Annotated in this window: 21 protein-coding genes; 8 read left to right on the top strand and 13 right to left on the bottom strand. The window is 57.6% G+C overall.

Features of this window, described 5'->3' with window-relative positions; all coding sequences use genetic code 11:
* Nucleotides 1-201: 201 nt before the first annotated feature.
* From AC13CY_RS05460 to AC13CY_RS05445, 4 genes are read left to right on the top strand one after another with little or no spacing between them, the layout of a single operon-like run.
* The gene (locus tag AC13CY_RS05460) at nt 202-1,878 is read left to right on the top strand and encodes a carbon starvation CstA family protein (RefSeq protein WP_074210637.1); all 1,677 of its coding nucleotides are present in this window, start codon (nt 202-204) and stop codon (nt 1,876-1,878) included.
* 26 nt (nt 1,879-1,904) lie between these two features.
* Nucleotides 1,905-2,204 (top strand): cory-CC-star protein, encoded by a 300-nt coding sequence (locus tag AC13CY_RS05455; protein ID WP_016913733.1) that lies wholly within the window; start codon nt 1,905-1,907, stop codon nt 2,202-2,204.
* 39 nt (nt 2,205-2,243) lie between these two features.
* Entirely contained in the window at nt 2,244-3,251 is a 1,008-nt protein-coding gene (locus AC13CY_RS05450; RefSeq protein ID WP_074210636.1) for an ArsA family ATPase, read from the top strand.
* Entirely contained in the window at nt 3,251-4,300 is a 1,050-nt protein-coding gene (locus AC13CY_RS05445; RefSeq protein ID WP_074210635.1) for a tRNA-queuosine alpha-mannosyltransferase domain-containing protein, read from the top strand. Before AC13CY_RS05450 ends, AC13CY_RS05445 begins: the two co-directional genes overlap by 1 nt.
* Here AC13CY_RS05445 and AC13CY_RS05440 read toward each other — a convergent pair.
* From AC13CY_RS05440 to AC13CY_RS05380, 13 genes are all read right to left on the bottom strand, one after another.
* Nucleotides 4,285-5,412 (bottom strand): carboxysome shell carbonic anhydrase, encoded by a 1,128-nt coding sequence (locus AC13CY_RS05440; protein WP_232068238.1) that lies wholly within the window; start codon nt 5,410-5,412, stop codon nt 4,285-4,287. The genes AC13CY_RS05445 and AC13CY_RS05440 overlap by 16 nt on opposite strands.
* A gap of 28 nt (nt 5,413-5,440) precedes the next feature.
* Entirely contained in the window at nt 5,441-6,079 is a 639-nt protein-coding gene (gene nth / locus AC13CY_RS05435) for an endonuclease III (RefSeq protein WP_483052371.1), read from the bottom strand.
* A gap of 29 nt (nt 6,080-6,108) precedes the next feature.
* Nucleotides 6,109-6,810: an electron transport complex subunit E gene (locus AC13CY_RS05430; RefSeq protein WP_074210633.1), complete on the bottom strand. Its 702-nt coding sequence runs from the start codon at nt 6,808-6,810 to the stop codon at nt 6,109-6,111.
* Nucleotides 6,807-7,433: an RnfABCDGE type electron transport complex subunit G gene (locus AC13CY_RS05425; RefSeq protein WP_074210632.1), complete on the bottom strand. Its 627-nt coding sequence runs from the start codon at nt 7,431-7,433 to the stop codon at nt 6,807-6,809. Before AC13CY_RS05425 ends, AC13CY_RS05430 begins: the two co-directional genes overlap by 4 nt.
* A complete protein-coding gene (locus AC13CY_RS05420) occupies nt 7,430-8,461 on the bottom strand; it encodes an RnfABCDGE type electron transport complex subunit D (RefSeq protein ID WP_230834211.1) in 1,032 nt (343 codons plus the stop codon). The genes AC13CY_RS05425 and AC13CY_RS05420 overlap by 4 nt, the downstream gene beginning before the upstream one ends.
* Nucleotides 8,458-10,128, bottom strand: a complete 1,671-nt coding sequence (rsxC, locus tag AC13CY_RS05415; protein ID WP_062360712.1) for an electron transport complex subunit RsxC — start codon at nt 10,126-10,128, stop codon at nt 8,458-8,460. The genes AC13CY_RS05420 and rsxC overlap by 4 nt, the downstream gene beginning before the upstream one ends.
* Nucleotides 10,115-10,696: an electron transport complex subunit RsxB gene (gene rsxB / locus AC13CY_RS05410; RefSeq protein ID WP_062360714.1), complete on the bottom strand. Its 582-nt coding sequence runs from the start codon at nt 10,694-10,696 to the stop codon at nt 10,115-10,117. The genes rsxC and rsxB overlap by 14 nt, the downstream gene beginning before the upstream one ends.
* Before the next feature lie 5 nt (nt 10,697-10,701).
* Entirely contained in the window at nt 10,702-11,283 is a 582-nt protein-coding gene (rsxA, locus tag AC13CY_RS05405; RefSeq protein ID WP_044627977.1) for an electron transport complex subunit RsxA, read from the bottom strand.
* Nucleotides 11,284-11,298: 15 nt separating this feature from the next.
* Nucleotides 11,299-11,526: a diguanylate cyclase domain-containing protein gene (locus AC13CY_RS05400; protein WP_267886204.1), complete on the bottom strand. Its 228-nt coding sequence runs from the start codon at nt 11,524-11,526 to the stop codon at nt 11,299-11,301.
* An 84-nt stretch (nt 11,527-11,610) separates the two neighbouring features.
* Nucleotides 11,611-13,647, bottom strand: coding sequence for a methionine--tRNA ligase (gene metG / locus AC13CY_RS05395; RefSeq protein ID WP_286701336.1), 2,037 nt, complete (start codon nt 13,645-13,647; stop codon nt 11,611-11,613).
* Nucleotides 13,648-13,758: 111 nt separating this feature from the next.
* Nucleotides 13,759-14,040 (bottom strand): hypothetical protein, encoded by a 282-nt coding sequence (locus AC13CY_RS05390; RefSeq protein WP_044627975.1) that lies wholly within the window; start codon nt 14,038-14,040, stop codon nt 13,759-13,761.
* A gap of 135 nt (nt 14,041-14,175) precedes the next feature.
* A complete protein-coding gene (locus AC13CY_RS05385; protein ID WP_230834208.1) occupies nt 14,176-15,357 on the bottom strand; it encodes a 1-acyl-sn-glycerol-3-phosphate acyltransferase in 1,182 nt (393 codons plus the stop codon).
* Nucleotides 15,358-15,415: 58 nt separating this feature from the next.
* Nucleotides 15,416-16,354, bottom strand: coding sequence for a recombination-associated protein RdgC (locus tag AC13CY_RS05380; protein WP_286701337.1), 939 nt, complete (start codon nt 16,352-16,354; stop codon nt 15,416-15,418).
* Nucleotides 16,355-16,521: 167 nt separating this feature from the next.
* On the opposite strand from AC13CY_RS05380, the gene AC13CY_RS05375 reads away from it, so the two are divergent.
* The 4 genes from AC13CY_RS05375 to pheA all read left to right on the top strand — a co-directional run bounded on the left by AC13CY_RS05375 (nt 16,522) and on the right by pheA (nt 21,999).
* Nucleotides 16,522-16,956: an acyl-CoA thioesterase gene (locus tag AC13CY_RS05375; RefSeq protein ID WP_044627972.1), complete on the top strand. Its 435-nt coding sequence runs from the start codon at nt 16,522-16,524 to the stop codon at nt 16,954-16,956.
* A gap of 165 nt (nt 16,957-17,121) precedes the next feature.
* Complete coding sequence (gene gyrA, locus AC13CY_RS05370) at nt 17,122-19,815, top strand: DNA gyrase subunit A (protein WP_058577731.1); 2,694 nt, start codon at nt 17,122-17,124, stop codon at nt 19,813-19,815.
* Nucleotides 19,799-20,902: a 3-phosphoserine/phosphohydroxythreonine transaminase gene (serC, locus tag AC13CY_RS05365; protein ID WP_172514450.1), complete on the top strand. Its 1,104-nt coding sequence runs from the start codon at nt 19,799-19,801 to the stop codon at nt 20,900-20,902. The genes gyrA and serC overlap by 17 nt, the downstream gene beginning before the upstream one ends.
* A 5-nt stretch (nt 20,903-20,907) precedes the next feature.
* Nucleotides 20,908-21,999 (top strand): prephenate dehydratase, encoded by a 1,092-nt coding sequence (pheA, locus tag AC13CY_RS05360; protein WP_044627969.1) that lies wholly within the window; start codon nt 20,908-20,910, stop codon nt 21,997-21,999.
* Nucleotides 22,000-22,020 lie beyond the last annotated feature (21 nt).

Raw genomic sequence — 22,020 nt, 5'->3', positions numbered from 1 at the left:
AAGTTTAGGTAGCCAAGCCGAGCCCGCCAAGACGACCTTCGATGAGTATTGCCATGACGCCTACAACTTTCGCAGTGGTTTAAAGCCATAAAAGGGCTTTTTCATGGACTTGCCAGACGTCTCATACCATTATGAAAACGCTCGAAGTGAGCAAGCGAGTAAGCCCAACAATAAAGCATCACCATTAAAGGAGCTGCGCTTATGAGTGCTATTTTCTTGCTGGTGGTGGGTCTTGGTGCAATGGCATTGGGGTACTTTATTTACTCCAAGTTCGTTGCTCAAAAGATCTACCAACTAGATCCTGACTTTAAAACCCCTGCCCATGAGTTCGAAGATGGCGTCGATTATGTGCCTACCAATCGGTTCGTGCTGTGGGGGCACCACTTTACCTCGGTGGCGGGTGCCGCACCCATCGTCGGGCCGGCCATCGCGGTGATCTGGGGCTGGGCACCGGCCTTCATGTGGGTGGTGTTCGGCACCATATTCTTTGCCGGGATTCATGATTTCGGCGCCATCTGGGCCAGTGTGCGCAACAAGGCAAAATCGGTGGGGGCGCTCACTGGAGATGTCGTTGGCAAGCGTGCCCGCAGCATCTTCATGATCGTCATCTTTCTGGTGCTGCTCATGGTCAACGCGGTGTTCGCGGTGGTCATTGCCGGTCTCATGATGAATTTCTCCAGCGCGGTTGTGCCGGTGTGGGGAGCCATCCTCGTGGCACTGATCGTCGGTCAGTTGATCTACCGTCGGGTCATGAGCTTGCCCGTTGTATCGGTACTGGGGGTCATTGCACTCTATGCCCTGATCTTCATTGGCCCTTCGGTGCCGATCCAGATGCCCTCGGAAGTGGCGGGTATGTCCGGTAACGCGGTGTGGATCCTGATCCTGTTTGCCTACGCCGCCATCGCCTCCTTGCTACCCGTCTGGATGCTGCTGCAACCCCGTGACTATATCAATGGCCTGCAGCTGTTCATCGGTCTGCTGGTGCTGTACGGTGCACTGGTATTGCTGAACCCGACTCTGGTAGCACCGGCGTTCAACAGCGATGTGCCTGCGGGTACGCCATCGCTCATTCCTTTGTTGTTCGTGACCATTGCCTGTGGGGCAATCTCTGGCTTCCATGGGTTGGTATCTTCGGGGACCACCTCCAAACAGCTCAACAAGGAGACCGACGCGCGGTTCGTGGGCTATTTCGGCGCGGTAGGCGAAGGCATGTTGGCCCTGGCGGCGATTCTGGCAGCCACGGCAGGCTTTGCAACGCTGGGTGACTGGCAGGCCATGTACAGTGCCTTTGGCCAAGGGGGCGTCAACGCCTTCGTGGAGGGCGGAGCCTACATCATCCATAACGGCCTGGGGCTGCCTGAAGTGACGGCGGCGACGCTGCTGACGGTCATGGCGGCGCTGTTTGCCGGGACTACCATGGATACCGGGCTGCGGTTGCAGCGCTATATTTTCCAGGAGTGGGGCGATATCTATCAGCAGCCGTGGATGAAGAAACCTGCCATTGCCACCGGTCTGGCCGTGGGTAGCTGCCTGTTGCTGGCGTTTGGCGCCGGTGGGGCCGACGGCTCGGGTGGGCTGATCATCTGGCCGCTGTTTGGGACCACCAACCAGTTGCTGGCAGGCCTGACATTGCTGGTGATCACCGTGATGCTGGTGCGCCTGAAACGGCCCATGTGGTACACCCTGGCACCGCTGTGTTTCCTGCTGGTGATGACGATCCTGGCGCTGCTGCTGCAGCTGCGCACCTTCTGGAATCAGGGCAACATGTTCCTGCTGGTACTGGACATCGTCGTTCTGATTGCGGCCATCATGGTGGCCATGGAGTGTGCGGCCGCGCTGAAGCGCTCGCGTTCCGAAGTCGCCGAGCAGCAGCCTTAGCCGCTGCAAAACCCTGGAGAAATCCCATGAGCGATGATCTGCATTCCGGGTCGTCGCGTCGAGAAACGCTCAGGGCCTGGCTCGACCAGGCCCGCTTCTTTACCGAAGAGGTGTACAGCGCCCGCTACCGGGGCGCCATCGCCAGAGCACGACGCGATGAAGACGACCTGTTCATGCTGCTGGTGTTTGCCGAAATGATGGGCCTGCAGAATCCTGCTGCTTATTACACGCTTGAGCTGCAGCCATTGCTGCTCGAACGCTTCCATGACTGGCATCGGCGCATGGGCATGGAGCACTCCCCACTGGATCACTTCCGCTGCTGTTGAGGCATTTGCCCAGCGGTAGCCCGCACATCAGGACAGACCATGCACGCTGTATTGAAACGACGCCTGCTATGGGTAGGTGGCAAAGGGGGCGTTGGCAAGACCACCGTGGCGGCCTCATTGGCCGTGCTGGCCGCCAGCCGAGGCAAACGGGTGCTGGTGGTCTCCACCGACCCCGCTCATAGCCTGGGCGATGTGTTCGACAGGCATTTGGGCGATACGCCTCGCCGCCTGTTGCCCAACCTGGATGCCATGGAGATCGACCCCGACCGTGAAGTGGAAGCACACCTTGCCCGCGTCGTGGCCCAGATGCGGCGTTATGCAGCGCCAGAAATGATGCAAGAGCTGGAGCGGCAGATGCGCCTGACACGTCAGTCTCCCGGCACCCAGGAGGCCGCCTTGCTGGAGCGGCTGGCTCGTCTGATGGTGGACGATGAGGCCCCCTATGACGTGATCATTTTCGATACGGCGCCCACGGGGCATACCCTAAGGCTGCTGACCCTGCCCGAGGCCATGGCCGCGTGGACCGACGGGCTGCTGGCCCATAACCGCAAATCCGCTGAGTTGGGCAAGGTGCTGGAGCATCTGACCCCCAAGCGAGGCAGGGACGTGGCCACGCCCTTTGACGACCCCACCCAAGACCCGCTGGAAGACCTGGATGAACGCACCCGCGACGTGGCCAGCACGCTGATCCAGCGCCGCCGCCTGTTTCACCAGGCACGACGACGTATCGAGGATAAAAGCGCCTGCAGCTTCTTGTTCGTCATGACCCCCGAGCGGCTGCCGATCCTGGAAACCGATCGTGCGGTGAAAGCACTGGAGGAGGTGCGTATCCCGGTGGCGGGGGTGCTCATCAATCGGGTGATTCCCGCAGACGCCGACGGCGAGTTCCTGGCAGCCAGGCGGCAGCAGGAGGCCACTTACCTGGCGCGCATCGAACAACATTTTCGCCACCTGCCGCGCCCCGTGCTACCTTGGCTGCCGACGGATGTACAAGGTATTGAGGTGCTGGAGCAGTTGGCTGCCCAGCTTGAACAGCAAGGATTTTGATGCGGGTATTACTGCTTTCCGCCTACGAGGCGGTCAGCCATCGTTACTGGGCAAACAGTTTGATGGCTGAACTGACGGGTGTGGAGTGGACATTGCTGAGCTTGCCACCGCGCCATTTTGCCTGGCGCATACGCGGTAATCCGCTGAGCTGGTGGTTGAAGGAACACGCTACCCTCAGCCAGCGCTTCGATGTGGTGCTGGCCACCTCCATGGTGGACATGGCCACGCTGGTCGGGCTTTTTCCGCACTTGGGCCAGGCCCGCAAGATCGTCTATTTTCACGAGAACCAGTTTGCCTACCCGGAGTCCAGCGAGCAGGTGCCCCAGGTCGAAGCCAAAATGGTCAATCTCTATGCGGCCCTGGCGGCGGATACCCTGGTATTCAACACCGCCTATAACCGCGACTCCTTTTTTAGTGGCGTCAGGCAATTTCTGAAAAAAATGCCCGAGAACCTGCCGGCCGCCGCGCCGCTGGAGCGGCTGAGGCGTTCGGCAAAAGTACTGCCGGTGCCCTTGCAGCCGCTGGCGCAGGTGCCCGACGTTGCACCGCCACGCCGCATCGTCTGGAATCACCGGTGGGAGTACGACAAGAACCCCGAGGACTTCTTTGCGGTGTTGTTCAGGCTGAGTGAGGAGGGCGTGCCTTTCGAACTTGCCGTCATGGGCCAACGGTTTCGCGACGAGCCCGCCATCTTTGCCGAGGCGCAGGTGCGGCTGGCGCAGCATCTCGTCTGTTGGGGGCCTCAGCCAGAGGAGCAGTATCAGGCGTTGTTGAACGGCGGCGGTATCGTCGTGTCGACCACCTGGCATGAGTTTCAGGGGCTGGCCATCATGGAGGCTGCCCAGCGTGGCGCGTGGCCGCTGGTGCCGGACAGACTCTGCTTTCCGGAACTCTATCCTGATGCCTACCGTTACGATGGGACACGGGAGGGGCTCTATCAGCGCCTTGCCGCGTGGCTACAAGGCACGATGACCGCCCCTGAGCGGCTGGATACGTCGCCCTGGGAGTGGCCCCAGTGGCGTGAGGCGTACCGTCAGTTGTTGGACTGAAGCAGGTCAAGACGCCTGGTAGGCCAGTGCACCACGGCCGTGTGAGGCCGCATCTTGCTGGCCAGCTCAGGATGACGCTGGCCGATCACCTGTGCGGCAAAGCGCGACAGGAACTGCGATTTCAGCTCTGCCCGCGCGCGATCGACGCCGCTGTGTTGATAAGGGGTCGAGGCCAGCAGCATGAAGCCATCGTCTGGAATGCGGCCATGGAGCATGTTGGCGGCGATGATATCCGCCGCCGTGCCAATGGGTTCTGCCAGGTCGGGCCCGTAGGGACCGATGATCAGTGCGGTATTGGGCAGGTGAAGAAAATCGAAACCTCGGCCAATGCAAATGACCCATTCACGGTGTTCGATCTCCAGCGCCCGGGCGGTGCCATACAGGCTAGTGACATGGGCCAGGTTACCTTCCAGCAGCGGTAGCAGGTCACGGCGTATGTCGTCAGGCATATCCGGGCAGACGGCGGCGAGACGGATGGCCAGGGCCTCTGCCGGTTGGCCTACCCAGTCGCGAATGTCCAGGACCGCTCCTGCCTTGCCATGAATCACCAGCGCGTCGCTATCCGTTTCAAAGCCACACACCAGCGGGTACACCTGCTGGTGGTCCTTGCCAAACAGTCTGCCCGCCTGCTCGGCAATGCCGTATGCGTGAGCCCGGGCGGCCGCCGTATCGCAGCCGAAGCCTGCACAGCCCCGCTGCTGCTGTCCGGCGGAGTAGTGATAAGTTATGCACATCAAGGTGCCGCGCCCCTGCTGCGCTGCCGCCAGCACCGAATCGGTGAGCAGCTCACCCAGGTAAGGCCAGCCCAGGTCGAAAATACCCCCCAGGTTGCGAAACGGCGTGATGATGCCCAGCGGGGTGCGGGTGGCATGGGGAAGGTGGATACGGCCATCCATGCACTTCATCACCAGAAGTGAAGTAGGGTGCTGCGCCAGATAGCGCTGCCGTGCCAGCCACGCGTCAGGACTGCAGAAGTGCTCTGCGTGCTGGCGGGAGAGAGCCAGCAGCGCGTCGATTCGCTCGTGGATAGGGCGCTGGTGAAGCCGTAGGGCAGAGCGGCTGCTGGTACTTGAGATGGTACTTGAGATGGTACTGTGGTCTGTGCTGGGCATGGGCAGCTCCCTGGGGCGGCCCAAGCGTTCAGGCCAGCTCGGTTTTGTCTTTATAGTCGCATAGATCTTCGATGATGCAGCTACCGCAGCGGGGTTTACGCGCAATGCAGGTGTAGCGCCCGTGTAAAATTAGCCAGTGGTGGGCATCTTGTTTAAAGGCGCTGGGAACGTGGCGCAACAGCTTCTGCTCGACTTCCAACACGTCTTTACCTTTGGCGATACCGGTACGGTTCGAAACGCGAAAAATATGCGTATCCACCGCGATAGTGGGCTGGCCAAAGGCGGTGTTCAAAATCACGTTAGCCGTTTTACGCCCGACGCCGGGCAGCGCTTCCAGCGCTTTGCGAGTGTTGGGCACTTCGCCACCATGTTGGTTGACCAGCAGGTGGCAGGTTTTCATCAGATTCTCTGCCTTGGTGTTGAAGAGCCCAATGGTTTTGATGTGCTGCTTCAGTCCATCGATGCCCAGTGCAATGATGGCCTCGGGCGTATTGGCGACCGGAAAGAGGGTAGCCGTTGCTTTATTTACGCCCACATCCGTTGCTTGAGCGGAGAGCAGTACCGCGGCCAACAGCTCAAAAGGCGTGCTCCAGTTGAGCTCGGTAGTGGGGTGTGGGTTTTCCGCCTGGAGGCGCGCAAATATCTCATGACGCTTTTGAGCATTCATGGCGTGTTCTCTTGGTTATTGAATGGTGCTTATTTAATAGTGCCGGTGACCCGCACACGGCGCTCGGCTCGCGGTGCGATGTTGACGGGCTGAGCGCGGGCGGCGCGCCGTTGATCCAGCACGTTTTTCAGCGCGATCAAAAGCCCTGCAACGAAGAACGCGCCGGGGGGCAGGATGAAAAAGAGAAACTGGTAATCCGCCACCAGGGTGATCTGCCAGTGAGCGGCAACTGGCCCAAACAGCAGCGCCATGTCGCTAAACAGCGTCCCTTGGCCCACCAGCTCGCGGATCGCGCCCATCAGCACTAATACCGCACCAAAGCCCAGCCCCATCATCAGCCCATCGATGGCCGCGGGCAGCACGGGCTGGCGGGAGGCAAACGCATCCGCCCGGCCCAAAATGGCGCAGTTAGTCACGATAAGCGGGATGAAAATCCCCAATATTTGATAGAGCGAGTAAGCGAATGCGGCCATGAGCAGCTCAGCGCAGGTTACAAAGGCGGCAATCACCATCACGAACGCAGGGAGCCGCACGGCGCTAGGCACCTGGTGGCGAATGAGCGAGATTGTTGTGCTGGCGCCTACCAAGACCAGCAGAGTGGCCAACGCTAAGCCTAGCGCATTCACCACCGTGGCGCTGACCGCCAGCAGCGGGCAAAGCCCCAGTAGCTGCACCAGCGCCGGGTTATTTGTCCAAAGCCCTTCTCGGGCAAGCTGTGTCCACTGGCTCATGGTGCGGGCTCCTGCTGAACGAGTTCGCGCTGATAGTAGCGCAGCGCCTCATGAACGGCGTTAATGACGGCCCGTGGGGTAATCGTCGCACCGGTGAAGCTGTCGAATTCGCCGCCCTCTTTGCTCACGGCCCAGCCGCTTGGGGGCAGGCTCTCAAGGCTTAGGCCATTGAATGACGTGATCCAGGCGCTGCGTGACCGCTCGATATCATCGCCAAGCCCCGGCGTCTCTTGATGGTGAGTCACACGCACCCCGGTGAGTTGTCCGCTTTGGTTGATGGCGACTAGCAAGTGAATGTCACCGTTATACCCTTGGCGTGTTACGACCGGCAGAATGGTGGCGGCTTCGCTACCTTGCTGTACCCGCCAACCCTCTTGAGGCGTGCGGTGCCCCAACGGCAATGGGTTGGGTAGCGAAAACGCGCTCTCCAGCACGGCCTGAAGCGGCACCGAGGCCAGTGAAGCGGGCAGCACCTCCTGCAACTGACGATGCTGATAAGCAAGCTGGTGCTCGGCAATACGCTCCGCGGTCACGGCGCGGGTGAGGGCGACGCTGCCGGCAGTGACCAGGGCAAACAGGCCAAGGGCCAGTGCACCGCGCAGCATAGCGTGTTGAGTGGTCATGGCGCGCTCTTCCTCTCATCAGGCCGAGCGGTAGCTTGACCGACCGGGCGTGGCACGCTGACTATGTCCAGCAGCGGCACGCAGAGATTCATCAGCAGTACGGCAAAGGCGACGGCATCCGGGTAGCCGCCTAAATTGCGAATCAGGATGACCAGTACGCCAATCCCCGCACCGTATAACAGCTTCCCCCGACGGCTGGTGGCCGCTGAGACCGGGTCGGTGGCAATAAAGAAGGCACCAAACAGCGTTGCCCCAGTGACAAGATGAAACAGCGGTGAGCCAAAGTGGCTGGTGTCGCTGGCATAAAACAGCGCTGAGAGCAGCATTATACTGCCCAGCATCGCGACCGGAATATGCCAACTTATCAGCCGCTTGGCGATCAACACCACGCCCCCTGCCAGCCATGCCAGCGCGATATTGCGCCAAGCCGACAACGTTCCTTCAGGGAGCGGCGACGATGCCCAGAACTCGCTGGCGAGCACGGCGTCGCCTTTGTGTTTGAAGGCATCTAAGGGGGTGGCACCGCTCAAGGCATCCAGCGCGGACACGGGGACGGATCCCAGGATTTGTGGCCATAGTGAATCGGGCCAAAGCGATTGGGGCGGTGCCCAGAGCGTCATATGGGTGGGAAACGACACCAGCAGCAGTGCATAGCCCACCATCGCAGGGTTGAAAGGATTGTGGCCCAAGCCGCCATAGAGCTGCTTCGCGACGACGACGGCGGCGATCACCCCAACGCCAATCAGCCACCAGGGGCTCGCAGGCGGCAACGAGGCGCCTAGCAACACGCCAGTGAGCAGGGCGCTGGAGTCGTTGAGCGTCGGCCAAATGGGGCGGTGGCGCAGGCGCAGAACGAGCGCCTCAGCGGCGACGGCCCAAAGCGCCGCGATCAGTACGTTGCTGAGTATCCCTAGCCCAAAATAGAGCGTCATCACCGCAAGGCCCGGAAGCGTGGCGACGATGACCCAGCGCATCACATGGGCTGTTGATGGTGCTTTTCCCAGCTGGGGGGCGTGCATCATGCTCATGGCGCTTCCTTCTGTTCACTGGCGGCGCGAGCGTCGGCCAATCGTGCTTCTGCCGCTTTTAGATTTTCTTGGGCAGTGGCGAGCTGGGTCTCCAAATCGTCGTGGCGCTGCTGCGGGTCTTGAGCGGCGGCCCGTGCCAACACTTTCTCCGCTTTTCGCACGGCGGCTTTAGCGGCCGTTTGAGCGATGCGTAGGCTACGAAGGTCTGCCACGGGAACAGCTTGAGTGCCCTTAGCGTCGCTGGAAGCGGACTGCTGCTGGGCGAGCCGTGCCTGACGGCGCGCCTTCTTCTCCGCTTCTTCCCTGACCAGCCGCGCTTGGCGGAACTCAAAGCGGTGCTTGGCGTGTTCCGCTTTGGCGGTTTCGATGCGTTTATGCCGAATACGCTGTTTGGAGGAGCGGTAGTCCTGCACCAAAGGAATCGCGCTGGGGCAAACGTAGCTGCAGGCACCGCACTCAATGCAGTCGAACAGATGATGGGCTTCAAGGGCGGCATCGTTTTCGGCACGGGCGTACCAGTGCAACTGCTGGGGAAGCAGTTGAGCAGGGCACACACTTTCACAAGCGCCGCAGCGAATGCAGGGGGCTTCCGCGGGTGCTGGCGGCAGCTCTTCTTTTGTCGCGGCAATCAGGCAGTTGGTCGTTTTGGTAACGGGGGCCTCTAATGACGTAAGCGGCGTGCCCATCATCGGCCCGCCGACCACCACTTGATGCAACTGCTCGTCGTCCACGCCAACCTGCGCCAGCAGCGCGTCTACCGAGGTGCCTACACGAACCCAGTAGTTGCCGGGCTGGGTAATGGCATCACCCGTTAGGGTAACGACCCTTGCGACCAGCGGTAGTCCGTCGCGTACCGCTTGCAGCGCCGCGAGCAGCGTGCCGGGGTTGTGGCATAGCACGCCAATATCCGCCGGTAGCCCACCGCTAGGCACCTCGCGGTTCAGCAGCTTTTTAATCAACTGGCGCTCTCCGCCGCTGGGGTAGCGGGTTTCGATTATCTTCAGAGTCACGCTCGCGAGCGGTTCGCTGTCAGCAATGACCGTAAGAAGGGCTTGTAGGGCCTGAATAGCCTCAGGCTTGTTATCTTCGACACCGACGATGATGTGCGTGGCTCCGCATAGGCGAGCCAGCAATTGAGCACCCTCGAGCACATCCGCTGCATAGTGGCGAAGCGTGAGGTCATCGGCGGTAATATAAGGCTCGCACTCGGCGGCATTGACCACCAGCGTGTCAATGGCATGGTGCTCGTTGACTTGAGCTTTGATATAGGTCGGAAAGCCTGCCCCCCCTAGCCCAATAAGCCCGCTATCATCTAGCCGTTGCAGCAGCGTGTCGCGCTCTGCGGTTCGCCAATCCAGCGGTGGCAGCGTGGCCCAGCGATCTTCGCCATCGCCTTGAATGATGATCACGCTGTCAGTTATCTCGATCACGGTGCCGCTGATACTGGCGTGCACATTAGCTGAGACCATGCCATCTCGGCGGGCGACTAGTGTGCCTGTTTTGACCGCATCGCCCACGTTGACGCAGGGCAGTGCCGCTTTACCGGTATGTTGCGACAGCGGTAGCATGACCACCTTTGGCAGCGGCGCGGTGCGCAGCGGCGCTTGATTAGAGCGCTCTTTACGTTCGGGTGGGTAGATGCCTCCGGGGAATTCATAGGCCGGCATGCGCGCTCCTTGATGGCTGGCGGTCGCTCACGATGGGCTCCCACTGTGTCAGCGGTTTGCGTCTGGGCAGCATGTCGATGCAGTCCACCGGGCAGGGGGCCACGCAGAGGTCGCAGCCGGTGCACTCGTCTTCGATCACGGTATGCATCTGTTTGGCCGCGCCAATAATGGCATCTACCGGGCACGCCTGAATGCACTTGGTGCAGCCGATACACTCGGCTTCACGGATATACGCCACGGTATCTTCACTGGCTGCTTCCCCATCTAGCGGGGCAGGGTCACGGCCGAGCATATCCGCTAGGGCGAGAATAGTTGCCTCACCGCCGGGAGGGCACTTATTGATGGCGTCGCCCTGATTGATCGCTTCAGCGTAGGGGCGGCAGCCGGGATAGCCGCACTGGCCACATTGGGTTTGTGGCAGCAGCGCATCAATTTTCTCAACCAGCGGGTTCTCTTCACCTTTAAAGCGCGCGCTCGCCATGCCGAGTAGCGCGCCAAAGGTGATGCCCAGGCCGGTGAGTACGCCGACGGCGCTAAGCACCCCCCACCATGAAAAGGAATCGCTCATGGCCGTTACCCCTGTACCAGTCCGGAAAATCCAAGAAATGCCAACGACATGAGGCTGGCGGTAATCATGGCGATAGCGGCCCCACGAAAGGGCTTGGGTACATCTGCGCTGGCCAAGCGCTCGCGCATGGCGGCAAACAGTACGAGCACCAGCGAAAAGCCTAACGCAGCGCCCAGGCCATATAGCGTGGTATGGAAAAAGCTCAGCTCTCGGTTTAGCGACAGCAGCGCCACGCCGAGGACGGCACAGTTGGTAGTGATTAGTGGCAGAAAAATACCCAGCACCTGATGCAGTAACGGACTGAGCTGGCGCACCATGATTTCAGTGAACTGCACAACGGCAGCAATCACGACGATAAAGCTAATGGTACGCAGATAGGTAATATCAAAGGGCACCAGTAAACCGTGATAAACCACGTAGCTAGCGGCAGAGGCTAGCGTCAACACGAACGTGGTAGCCAGCGACATGCCCATCGCTGATTCGAGCTTGTTCGAGACACCCATAAACGGGCATAGCCCAAGAAATTGGACCAATACAAAATTGTTCACCAGCGCGGTGCTGACCAAAATAACGAAGAGTTCATTCATGACGGCGTATTTTGCTTAGAAATAGGGTGGCTGGCTAGAGGGGGCTTGTAGAGAGACATGCAGCGCCGTCGCCACTTGCTGTAAGCACTCGTCTCCTTTCTGATGGCCATAATAGTCGTTGTAGAGTTTGAAGTGATCGATATCCAGCATCATGATGGCCAGTAGTTCACTGTCTGCACTGGCTTGGCTCACCGCTAAGGTTAAGAGTTGATCGAATAACCGCCGGTTGGGAAGCTCCGACAGTGAGTCATGGGTCTAAATGGAAGTAGCCTAAAAACAAAAGGGGCAGGCTGTTCGCCTTGCCCCTTTCATCCGTGAATGGCGGCGTTACGTTACACGCTGACCCGGCTCGGCGCCAGCATCCGGCGAGAGCAGATAAATACCCTCTTTATTCGCTGAAGCAAGCACCATGCCTTCGGATACACCAAAGCGCATCTTGCGGGGCGCCAAGTTGGCGACCATCACCGTCAGGCGGCCTTCCAGGGCCTCTGGAGAGTACGCAGAACGAATGCCAGAGAAGACGTTGCGGGTTTCGCCACCCAAGTCCAGAGTAAGCTGTAATAGCTTGTCAGCACCCTCGACATATTGTGCTTTGGCAATCCGAGCAATGCGCAGGTCAACCTTGGCAAATTCATCAAAGCTAATTTCATCTGCGATGGGCTCGTCTGCTAGCGGGCCTTTCGGGGTGTTTTTTAGCTTCTGCTCTTCTACCAGATCCTCTTTTGATGCGTCGATCATAGCATCGATTTTGTCCCGCTCAACTCGGGTCATCAGCGGTTTGAATTTATTGATCGGGTGGTTGACCAGCACGTTACCACGGCTTTCCCAATCAAGAGTGTCAATATTTATAAACTCACGGGCTTGCTCTGCCATGCTCGGCACCACCGGTGCCAGATAGACCATCAGCTGGCGGAATAGGTTGATACCCACCGAGCAGATTTCCAGTACTTCTTGATCGCGACCATCCTGCTTGGCGAGTGCCCAGGGCTCTTTTTCAGCGATATAGGCATTGGCTTCATCGGCCAATTCCATAATCTTGCGTATGGCGCGGCTAAACTCACGCGCTTCAAAGTCGGCGGCAATATCGTCACCGGCAGCGATAAAGCGGGCAACCATCTGCGGCTCGGCACAGTGCTCAGAGAGGGTGCCGCCCCCAAGTTTTTTGACAAAACCGGCACAGCGGCTGGCAATGTTCACGACCTTACCGACGAGATCTGAATTCACTCGGGCAGCGAAGTCTTCAAGGTTTAGGTCAAGATCATCCACCTTGGAGGTGAGCTTGGCGGCAAAGTAGTAACGCAGGTACTCGGGGTTGAGATGTTCAGCGTAAGTGGCCGCCTTGATGAAGGTGCCGCGCGATTTCGACATCTTCGCACCATCGACGGTCAAAAAGCCGTGGCAGTTTACCGCCGTGGGGGTGCGCAAATCAGCACCGTGGAGCATGGCAGGCCAGAACAGCGCGTGGAAATAGACGATGTCTTTACCAATGAAGTGGTAGACCTCCGCGTCTGAGTCTTTTTCCCAGAAGCGATCGAAATCAATACCTTCGCGCTCGCAGAGGTTTTTAAAGCTGGCCAGATAGCCGATGGGGGCGTCTAGCCATACATAGAAGTATTTGCCGGGCGCATCGGGAATCTCAAAACCAAAGTAGGGCGCATCGCGGGAAATATCCCACTCGTTAAAGCCAGACTCAAACCACTCCATTAGCTTATTGCGGATTTGTGGCTGTACGTGGCCATCATTGATCCACTGCTGCAGGAAGTCGGCGAAGTCCGGCAGTTTGAAGAAGTAGTGCGTGGAGCTGCGTACTTCGGGCGTGGCACCGGAGATGGCGGAAACTGGATTGATCAGGTCCGCAGGTGTGTAGGTTGCTCCGCACTTTTCGCAGTTATCGCCGTACTGATCGACCGCGTGGCACTTTGGGCAGGTGCCTTTGATGAAGCGATCGGCTAGAAACAGACCTTTCTGCGGGTCGAACATCTGCTCGATATCGCGAGTGGCAATATGGCCTTTATCGCGTAGGCGGGTGTAGATCAGCTCGCTGAGGTAGCGGTTCTCATCCGAGTGGGTGGAGTGGTAGTTATCGAACCCCACGCCAAAGCGGGCGAAATCTTCCTGGTGGTCTTGGGAAATGCGTTCAATCAGTGCTTCAGGGGAAATGCCTTCCTGCTCGGCACGCAGCATAATCGCGGTGCCGTGAGCATCGTCAGCACAAACGTAGTAACACTGCTGGCCACGGCTCTTTTGGAAGCGTACCCAGATATCCGTTTGGATGTACTCAAGCAGGTGGCCTAAGTGAATAGCGCCATTGGCATAGGGAAGGGCGCTCGTCACCAGAATGTTGCGCGGGGCAGTATTGGGCATGGTGAGTGATAATTCCGGTTAGGCAGTACAAATAAAGACGGCGAAGGGGAGGTGCTTCGCCGGTAATGTCATGGTAATGCGTACAAATAGCCAGAGGCTCAGCCTGACAGACTAGTAGAGCGCTTGCTCTTCTTGAACTACTTCACGCAGCAGTTCTAAAAATAGCTTGTCTGCTTCCGAGTGCTCTGCCGGGTCTTCAGGAATATGCACGCTGGTGGTGTCTGAAATCTCATTGGCAATACGTGCCATCACGGCGGGGCTACTGCCTTCAATCAGTTGCTGGCGTGCAATAGCCAGCGACTGCTCTAGAATTTTAGGGTCTTGCAGAAGCTTGCGAATAAAGCCGCGTAGCTCGTTGATAATACGTGTTTTTTGAATTTCTGATGCGGACATAGAGAATCTCCTTAAGACCGCGCCTGATGAAGCTACCAAGCGAGACCAATGAATGCCTTGACCATAGCACTTTTTCGAGCTGCGAGCATGCGTTGATCATTACGCTTAACTAAGTAAGCCGCTTCATGTAAGCATTTATATGCTGAGTCGTCCCGCCTTATGTTTCACCGGGTTGGCATACTGCCCTAACCAATAGGGTTGCAGTGCTTCTGGAACGCTTGCTAGCCGTGCTTTAAACCGCTCCCGATCTTGACGGGTAATGGATTTACGCGCGACTAGCTCCGGCGATTCGCCCAATGCTTCCAGCGCCAGATAGTGGCTGGGAAATAGGCGATAACCACCAATCACCTGGCGGTCAATTTCAGCAGCTACTTCATCAGGTGTCGCCATGTCGGCACCCACTGGCGTACCAAATTTTAGCTGAACGCGGCCTTTAGAGCCGGTAATGCCAGAAACAATTGAGCGGATGTCTTCAAACTCACTCTTGGCGTAGCTACCCTGGGTGGCGATATCATGCAGTTCCTGGGCTTTTTGCAAGTCGCAGGGATCGTACTCGTAGCTAATCGATACAGGAACGAGCTTCAGCTCGGCAATGGCATCGCCGAAGACCATATCTCGCTCTGCATGGCGTTTTGCCATCGTGAGCATTTTGATAATAGCGGGGTCGGTACGGTCAATGCCGTTTTTAGCACGACCTTCGCGCTGGGCCATCCAGATAGAGTGATTGTCTTCGGTAATCGAGTGGCGAATGTAAGACGACAGCTGCTGATAAGCGGCCAACATGGCCCGCTTTCCGCGTGCGCTCCGCGGCACAATAAAGCTTTTGTTTAGCCGCATCAGGTCGGTTACATAGGGCTTTTTCAGCAAGTTGTCGCCAATCGCAATACGTACCGTATCTCGGCCTGCCTGGTAAAGCGCGTAATTAACAAAGGCGGGGTCCAGCGAGATGTCGCGATGATTGCCGATAAATAGATAAGCGCTGTTGTCGTCGAGTTTGTCTAATCCCGAGACCTCAAAGGCATCCGTGGTGGTGCGGATCATGCGCTCCATATAGCTGGCAATGCGCATTTGAAATTCGCGAACGCTGGTAACACCCTTTACTTCACGGCGAATGGCGTGGCCTGCCAGCACGCGCGCTACGGGCCGCGCCCATTTGGCCATGCGCGGCAGCCTAAAGCGGGTAAGCGCGTCAAGCAGTTCACTATCGTGAGAGAGCCGTTCAAGAACATCGGCCACCTCATGATCCATATAGGGGCGAATGTCTGCCCATGGGTCGTTGGTGGTGTCAGTGTTGGGTGCGTTATTATGATGAGTCATGCGATCCGTTGGATATAAGCAAAAATAATCGGGTGGCTGCGGCTTAAAATATAGAGCGTTAGGTATCTTGCTGAGCCGTCGGTTCCCGCTGAGTTTCGCCACCAAGCCATTCCAGCAGGCGGGTAACATCGTCAGAAAGCGCTTGGGCCATCAGAATAAAGTCGGTTTCCAGGCGGGCTAGCGCATCATCGCCGTCGTCGGCATGGTCGGCTTCTTCAATCAGTGCGTCGCCAAAGCGCAGCGACTTCAGCGCTAAATCGTCATGCAGCACAAAGCTTAGGCGGCCTTCCAAGCTGATCGCCAGTTTGCTGGCCTGGCGTCCGCTCTCAAGTAGCTGCTGAATTTCATCGCTGTCTAGGTCAACTTGCCGTGCGCGTAGCACGCCATCGTCGCCTTTTGCCTTGAGTTCCACTTGGTCGCCGAGCTGTAGGTCGCTTGGGCGGCTAGATGGGTCGCCTAACCAAGTAGTCATGGCGCGTATCGGCAGTGTTTGGCTGCTCAATGGCGTAGCTTTTAAGCTGCCGAGTGTCTCACGCAGCAGGTCCAATACATCTTCTGCTCGGGTGCGCGAGCTAGCATTAACGCCAATGAGCTGGCGCTTAGTGTCCCACCATAAGTCAATTTTCTGGCTGCGGACAAAGGCGCGGGGCATGAGTTCTTCGGTGACCTGCTCTTTCAGCGAGCTCTTTTCCTTGCGCGTGACTTTGCGCCCCTCACTGGCCTCGATATCGGCGACTTTTTCGTCGACTTCTTCTTTGACAACCGACGCGGGAAGCAGGCGCTCTTGGCGTAGGGCAGAGAGTAAGCGGTGCCCCTGAATTTCATGCAGACGCTGGTCGCCACCTAGCCGCCCCGCAGGCGCTGTCCAGCCTAAGCGGCGTGCATCCGCATTGCCTAGCGGCTTGGCCGCGTGCTCATCCAATGCGTTGGCCAGGGTTTGGCTATCTAGCTCGGGAGCGCCGTGTAGGCGATATAAATGCAGGTGCTTAAACCACATGTCACCGATCCTATGAAAAAGGTGGCACATTATGTCGAAACGCGGCCTTTCCTACCAGCACCTTGGTGCAGCGACCTGCTGTTGCACGAGTTTAAAACTTGTGTTTGATTTGCAGGGTATTAATGATTCCTTGCCCCATTTCCATAAGCAGTGAACAAGAGGATGCTATGTCTGAATCAATTTCCCACGTCAGTATGCGGGTCCGTGGTTACCACCTAGATGGCTATGGTCATGTCAACAACGCGCGTTATCTGGAGTTTATGGAGGAGGGGCGCTGGGCATTCTTCGATGAGCACCCTCGGCTTATCCAGCAGCTTCACAGCGCTGGGCGGGCATTCGTGGTGGTTAATTTAAACATCGACTATCGCGCAGCGGCCGTCCAGGGGGACGATTTGCAGGTATTAACGGGCATCGTCGACGTTGGTGAGCGAAGTGCGCTCTGCCATCACCGTATCATTCGATCTGACGGCACTTTGATCGCCCAGGCCGACCTCACCTTCGTGCTGCTGGATGTGAAGGCCAATAAAGCCGCCGCCATCGAAGGTGAGGTGCGCGACGTGCTACGGGGACTGATCGTGCCCAAAGAGGCGTTTACGGCCTAAATGGCAATGGCGGTGTCACCGACTGCCCTTGATGCGCATGCAGTGGTATGATGTCACGGTATCTGCGCGCCGCCTTCATGTACTCAGTCTCGTACGATGAAAGGCGGCATTTTCAAGCGCTTTCAACTCTCGCAGTGCCAATGCAGTGCAAAGGATCTGACTTTCATGGGTGACATCGCCAGAGAAATCTTGCCCGTCAATATTGAAGACGAGCTCAAACAGTCGTACCTCGACTATGCGATGAGTGTCATTATCGGCCGCGCGCTACCTGATGTGCGCGACGGCCTGAAGCCCGTTCACCGGCGTGTGCTGTTTGCCATGCATGAACTGGGCAATGACTGGAATAAACCGTACAAGAAGTCGGCGCGTGTCGTCGGCGATGTCATCGGTAAATACCACCCGCACGGGGATAGTGCGGTGTATGACACCATCGTACGCATGGCGCAGCACTTCTCCATGCGTCATGTGCTGGTCGATGGTCAAGGTAACTTTGGCTCCATCGACGGTGACAACGCGGCGGCCATGCGTTACACCGAGGTGCGCATGGCGCGTCTAGCCCACGAGCTGCTGGCGGATCTCGAAAAAGACACGGTCGATTGGGTCGATAACTACGACGGCACTGAACGAATCCCAGACGTGCTGCCTACGAAAGTTCCCAACCTGTTGGTCAACGGGTCGTCGGGCATCGCGGTGGGCATGGCGACGAACATCCCGCCGCACAACATGCGGGAAGTGATCGACGGTTGCTTGGCGCTCATCGACGACTACACGCTCTCGGTGGATGATCTGATGCAATACATCCCCGGTCCTGATTTCCCCACCGGGGGGATCATCAACGGGCGTGCGGGCATTCTCGATGCTTACCGCACTGGCCGTGGACGTATTTACGTGCGCGCGTGCCATACCATCGAGCACGACGATAAAACCGGCCGCGATCACATTATCATCACTGAGCTGCCTTATCAGGTGAACAAGGCCCGGTTGATTGAGAAGATCGCCGAGCTGGTTAAAGAGAAGAAAATCGAAGGCATTGCTGAGCTGCGCGATGAGTCGGATAAAGATGGCCTGCGCGTGGTGATTGAGATCAAGCGCGGTGAGTCCGGCGAAGTGGTCGTCAATAATCTGTTCGCCCAGACGCAGCTGCAGAACGTGTTCGGCATCAACATGGTGGCGCTGGAGAACGGCCAGCCCCGCACGTTGAACCTCAAAGAGATGCTCGAAGCGTTTATTCGTCACCGCCGTGAAGTGGTGACGCGGCGCACGCTATATGAACTCAAGAAAGCGCGTGAGCGTGGCCATCTGCTTGAAGGTTTGGCTGTCGCGATTTCGAACATAGATGAAGTCATTGAACTGATTAAAGCCTCGCCTAACGCCGCTGAAGCGCGTGAAAAGCTGCTGGCGAAAGTGTGGAAGCCTGGTCAGGTAACCGCGATGTTGGAACGTGCTGGGGCGACCTCTTGCAAGCCGGAGGATCTGGATGAAGGATTTGGACTGAACCCCTCTGCCACCGAATATCGGCTTTCCCCCGCTCAGGCTCAGGCCATTCTTGAATTGCGCCTGCACCGCCTTACTGGGCTTGAAACCGAGAAGCTGCTGGATGAGTACCTCTCGATTCTTGAGAAGATCGCCGAGTTTACCGAAATTTTGGCTTCCGCTGACCGCCTGATGGAAGTCATCCGTGAAGAGCTGCACGCGGTGCGTGATCAGTTCGGTGATGACCGCCGCACGGAAATCCAAGCCAGCCACCTGGATCTTTCCATTGAAGACCTAATCGCGGAAGAGGATATGGTGGTTACCGTGTCCCGCTCTGGTTACGCGAAGACTCAGCCGCTGTCTGATTATCAGGCTCAGCGTCGGGGTGGTCGCGGCAAGTCCGCCACGGCCATGAAGGACGAGGACGTCATCGAGCATCTGCTGGTTGCCTCGACCCACGACACCGTGCTGCTCTTCTCTAACCGTGGCAAGGTGTATTGGCTGAAAGTGTACGAAATGCCCAATGCAAGCCGCGGCTCTCGTGGCAAGCCTTTGGTGAACATGCTGCCGCTGGAAGAGGGCGAATCGGTGAATGCCATTCTCCCGGTCCGGGATTATGACCCCGAGCACTACATTTTCTTCGCCACCGCAAATGGTACGGTCAAACGTACCAGCCTTGAGCAGTTCTCTCGCCCGCGTAGCGTTGGCCTGATTGCGATTGACCTGGAAGAGGGTGACCGCTTGGTCGGTGCTGCGATTACATCGGGTTCCGATCACGTCATGCTGCTCTCCTCGAATGGCAAAGCGATTCGCTTTGAAGAGGGCAATGTGCGCGCCATGGGCCGTACCGCTCGCGGCGTACGTGGTATGCGCTTGGCAGGCGATGCGGAAGTTATCAGTCTGATTATTCCGAAGAGCCAGCAGATTGATGCCGAAGCCGATGCCGAGGTAGCTGCGCAGGCAGAGGCGGTGGAGCAAGCCCAGGGCGAAGGCCAGATTTATATTCTGACGGCCAGTGAGAATGGCTACGGCAAGCGCACCCGACTGGAGGAGTTTCCGCTGCGCGGCCGTGGCGGCCAGGGCGTCATTGCGATGCAGACCAGCGAGCGTAATGGCTCATTGGTTGCCGCTATGCAGGTGTATGACAGCGACGAAATGATGCTGATTACCGATCGCGGCACGCTGGTGCGTACTCGCGTGGAAGAGGTGTCAACGACTTCGCGTAATACTCAGGGTGTGATGCTGATTCGCTTGGGTAAAGAAGAGAAGCTGGTGAAAACCGTACGCGTTGATGAGCCCGAAGAGTCCGATGTTTTAGAGGCAGGCGAGCCAGCAGACGCAGACAATGGCGCACAGGAACCGGGAACCGATGACACGTCATTATAACTTTTGTGCAGGGCCTGCAGCCCTGCCAACCGCCGTTTTAGAGCGAGCGCGTAACGAATTGCTTGACTATCAGGGTCGTGGTTTGTCTGTGATGGAGATGAGCCATCGTAGTGATGAGTTTATTGCCATTGCAGAACGTGCCGAGGCAGATCTTCGTGAACTGCTAGCAATTCCCAGCAATTACCAAGTGCTTTTCTTGCAGGGCGGCGCAAGCATGCAGTTCTCGATGCTGCCGATGAATTTACTGGGCCAGGGCGGTAGCGCTAACTTTATCCAAACAGGCATTTGGGGAAAGAAAGCATTAAGTGAAGCCAAGCGGCTTGGCTTCAGCTGCCATGTGGCTGCCAGCAGCGAGGCTAATGGTCACACTGCCGTGCCTGATGAGGCGTCATTATCAATCACCAATGACGCGGCCTATCTGCACTACACCTCGAATGAAACCATTGGCGGTTTAGAGTTTGATTACACGCCCCAGATAACCCGCGCTGACGGTGCAGCCGTGCCGCTGGTGTGCGATATGTCGTCGAATATTCTCTCTGGCCCGATTGATATCAGCGATTTTGGTGTGGTGTACGCTGGCGCGCAGAAAAATATCGGCCCGGCGGGGTTAACCATCGTGGTCGTACGTGACGATCTGCTAGGTAAAGCCCCTAGCACGATTTCATCACTTTTTGATTATCAAATGCTGGCAGAAGCGGGCTCTATGGTGAACACCCCGCCGACTTATGCCTGGTATCTATCGGGCTTGGTTTTCCAATGGCTTAAAAATGACATCGGTGGCTTAGATGCAATGGATGCGCTGAATCAGCGCAAAGCGCAAAAGCTTTACGCTGCCATTGATGCCAGCGCCTTCTACAGTAACCCTATCGCCGTACCTAACCGTTCGCGTATGAACGTACCGTTTGTGTTGGCGGATGCGCGTTTGGATAAAGCGTTTTTACAAGAAGCCGATGAGGCAGGCCTGCTAAACCTTAAAGGCCACCGCAGCGTAGGTGGTATGCGCGCTAGTTTATATAACGCCGTTCCAGAAGAGGCGGTCGATTCCTTAATCGCCTTTATGGCGGATTTTGAACAACGAAGAGGCTAACCATCATGTCCGATACGCCGATCAATTTAGATGACTTGCGTCAACGTATCGACCAGTTGGATGGCGATATTCTGCGCTTGATCAGTGAGCGTGCCAGCTGCGCCCAGCAGGTGGCGCACGTTAAGCTCGCCCAAGATCAAGATGCCGTGTTTTACCGCCCAGAGCGCGAAGCGCAGGTGTTACGGCGCATTATGGCGCTGAATAAAGGCCCGCTGGACGCTGAAGAGATGGCCCGTCTGTTCCGCGAGATTATGTCGGCCTGCCTCGCGCTGGAGCAGCCGGTAAAAGTGGCCTACCTGGGGCCGGAAGGCACTTTCACCCAGCAAGCGGCGCTCAAGCATTTTGGCGAAAGTGCGGTAAGTCTGCCTATGGCCGCTATCGATGAAGTGTTCCGCGAAGTGGAAGCAGGCGCGGTGAACTATGGCGTGGTGCCGGTGGAAAACTCCACTGAAGGGGTGGTGAACCACACGCTCGATACCTTTATGGACTCTTCCATCAAGATTTGTGGCGAGGTAGTACTACGCATTCACCACCATCTCTTAATTAGCGAAACAACGCGCAAAGACAAAGTCTCGCGTATCTACTCGCACCCCCAGTCGTTTGGCCAGTGTCGTAAATGGCTGGATGCGCATTACCCACATGCTGAGCGTGTGCCGGTTTCCTCCAACGCTGAAGCGGCTAAATTGGTGAAAACCGAATGGCACAGCGCGGCGATTGCCGGCGACATGGCTGCCAAGCTCTACGGCTTAGAGCGCATTGCCGATAAAATCGAAGACCGTCCGGATAACTCGACGCGCTTTTTGATTATTGGTAATCAAGATGTGCCTATGTCAGGTGAAGACAAAACTTCCATTGTGGTAGCCATGCGTAACCAGCCAGGCGCGCTTCACGACCTGTTGGAGCCATTCCATCGCCACAAGATCGATTTAACCCGCATCGAGACGCGCCCTTCGCGCACAGGCGTATGGAATTACGTGTTCTTCATTGATTTCAAAGGCCACCGTGATGAGCCGAGTGTAGCGGCTGTGCTGGAAGAGGTGCGTCTGCGCGCTGCTGAGTTGCGCGTATTGGGTTCTTACCCTCAGGGCGTGCTGTGACGGTGTTAGCACAAGGTGCTG

The sequence above is a fragment of the Vreelandella sp. L-15 genome (assembly GCF_056857635.1).
The sequence above is the reverse complement of the archived record's forward strand: the minus strand, read 5'-3'. Positions and strand labels throughout refer to the sequence as shown.

Bases quoted from the DNA above. Each gene is read 5' to 3' on its own strand.
- AC13CY_RS05450 (WP_074210636.1), top strand. From the start codon at position 2,244: ATGCACGCTGTATTGAAACGACGCCTGCTATGGGTAGGTGGCAAAGGG.
- rsxB (WP_062360714.1), bottom strand. From the start codon at position 10,696: ATGAGCGATTCCTTTTCATGGTGGGGGGTGCTTAGCGCCGTCGGCGTA.
- rsxC (WP_062360712.1), bottom strand. From the start codon at position 10,128: ATGCCGGCCTATGAATTCCCCGGAGGCATCTACCCACCCGAACGTAAA.
- AC13CY_RS05460 (WP_074210637.1), top strand. From the start codon at position 202: ATGAGTGCTATTTTCTTGCTGGTGGTGGGTCTTGGTGCAATGGCATTG.
- serC (WP_172514450.1), top strand. From the start codon at position 19,799: ATGACACGTCATTATAACTTTTGTGCAGGGCCTGCAGCCCTGCCAACC.
- AC13CY_RS05455 (WP_016913733.1), top strand. From the start codon at position 1,905: ATGAGCGATGATCTGCATTCCGGGTCGTCGCGTCGAGAAACGCTCAGG.
- pheA (WP_044627969.1), top strand. From the start codon at position 20,908: ATGTCCGATACGCCGATCAATTTAGATGACTTGCGTCAACGTATCGAC.
- rsxA (WP_044627977.1), bottom strand. From the start codon at position 11,283: ATGAATGAACTCTTCGTTATTTTGGTCAGCACCGCGCTGGTGAACAAT.
- AC13CY_RS05430 (WP_074210633.1), bottom strand. From the start codon at position 6,810: ATGAGCCAGTGGACACAGCTTGCCCGAGAAGGGCTTTGGACAAATAAC.
- AC13CY_RS05380 (WP_286701337.1), bottom strand. From the start codon at position 16,354: ATGTGGTTTAAGCACCTGCATTTATATCGCCTACACGGCGCTCCCGAG.
- gyrA (WP_058577731.1), top strand. From the start codon at position 17,122: ATGGGTGACATCGCCAGAGAAATCTTGCCCGTCAATATTGAAGACGAG.
- AC13CY_RS05375 (WP_044627972.1), top strand. From the start codon at position 16,522: ATGTCTGAATCAATTTCCCACGTCAGTATGCGGGTCCGTGGTTACCAC.
- AC13CY_RS05385 (WP_230834208.1), bottom strand. From the start codon at position 15,357: ATGACTCATCATAATAACGCACCCAACACTGACACCACCAACGACCCA.
- metG (WP_286701336.1), bottom strand. From the start codon at position 13,647: ATGCCCAATACTGCCCCGCGCAACATTCTGGTGACGAGCGCCCTTCCC.
- nth (WP_483052371.1), bottom strand. From the start codon at position 6,079: ATGAATGCTCAAAAGCGTCATGAGATATTTGCGCGCCTCCAGGCGGAA.
- AC13CY_RS05440 (WP_232068238.1), bottom strand. From the start codon at position 5,412: ATGCCCAGCACAGACCACAGTACCATCTCAAGTACCATCTCAAGTACC.
- AC13CY_RS05425 (WP_074210632.1), bottom strand. From the start codon at position 7,433: ATGACCACTCAACACGCTATGCTGCGCGGTGCACTGGCCCTTGGCCTG.
- AC13CY_RS05445 (WP_074210635.1), top strand. From the start codon at position 3,251: ATGCGGGTATTACTGCTTTCCGCCTACGAGGCGGTCAGCCATCGTTAC.
- AC13CY_RS05390 (WP_044627975.1), bottom strand. From the start codon at position 14,040: ATGTCCGCATCAGAAATTCAAAAAACACGTATTATCAACGAGCTACGC.
- AC13CY_RS05420 (WP_230834211.1), bottom strand. From the start codon at position 8,461: ATGAGCATGATGCACGCCCCCCAGCTGGGAAAAGCACCATCAACAGCC.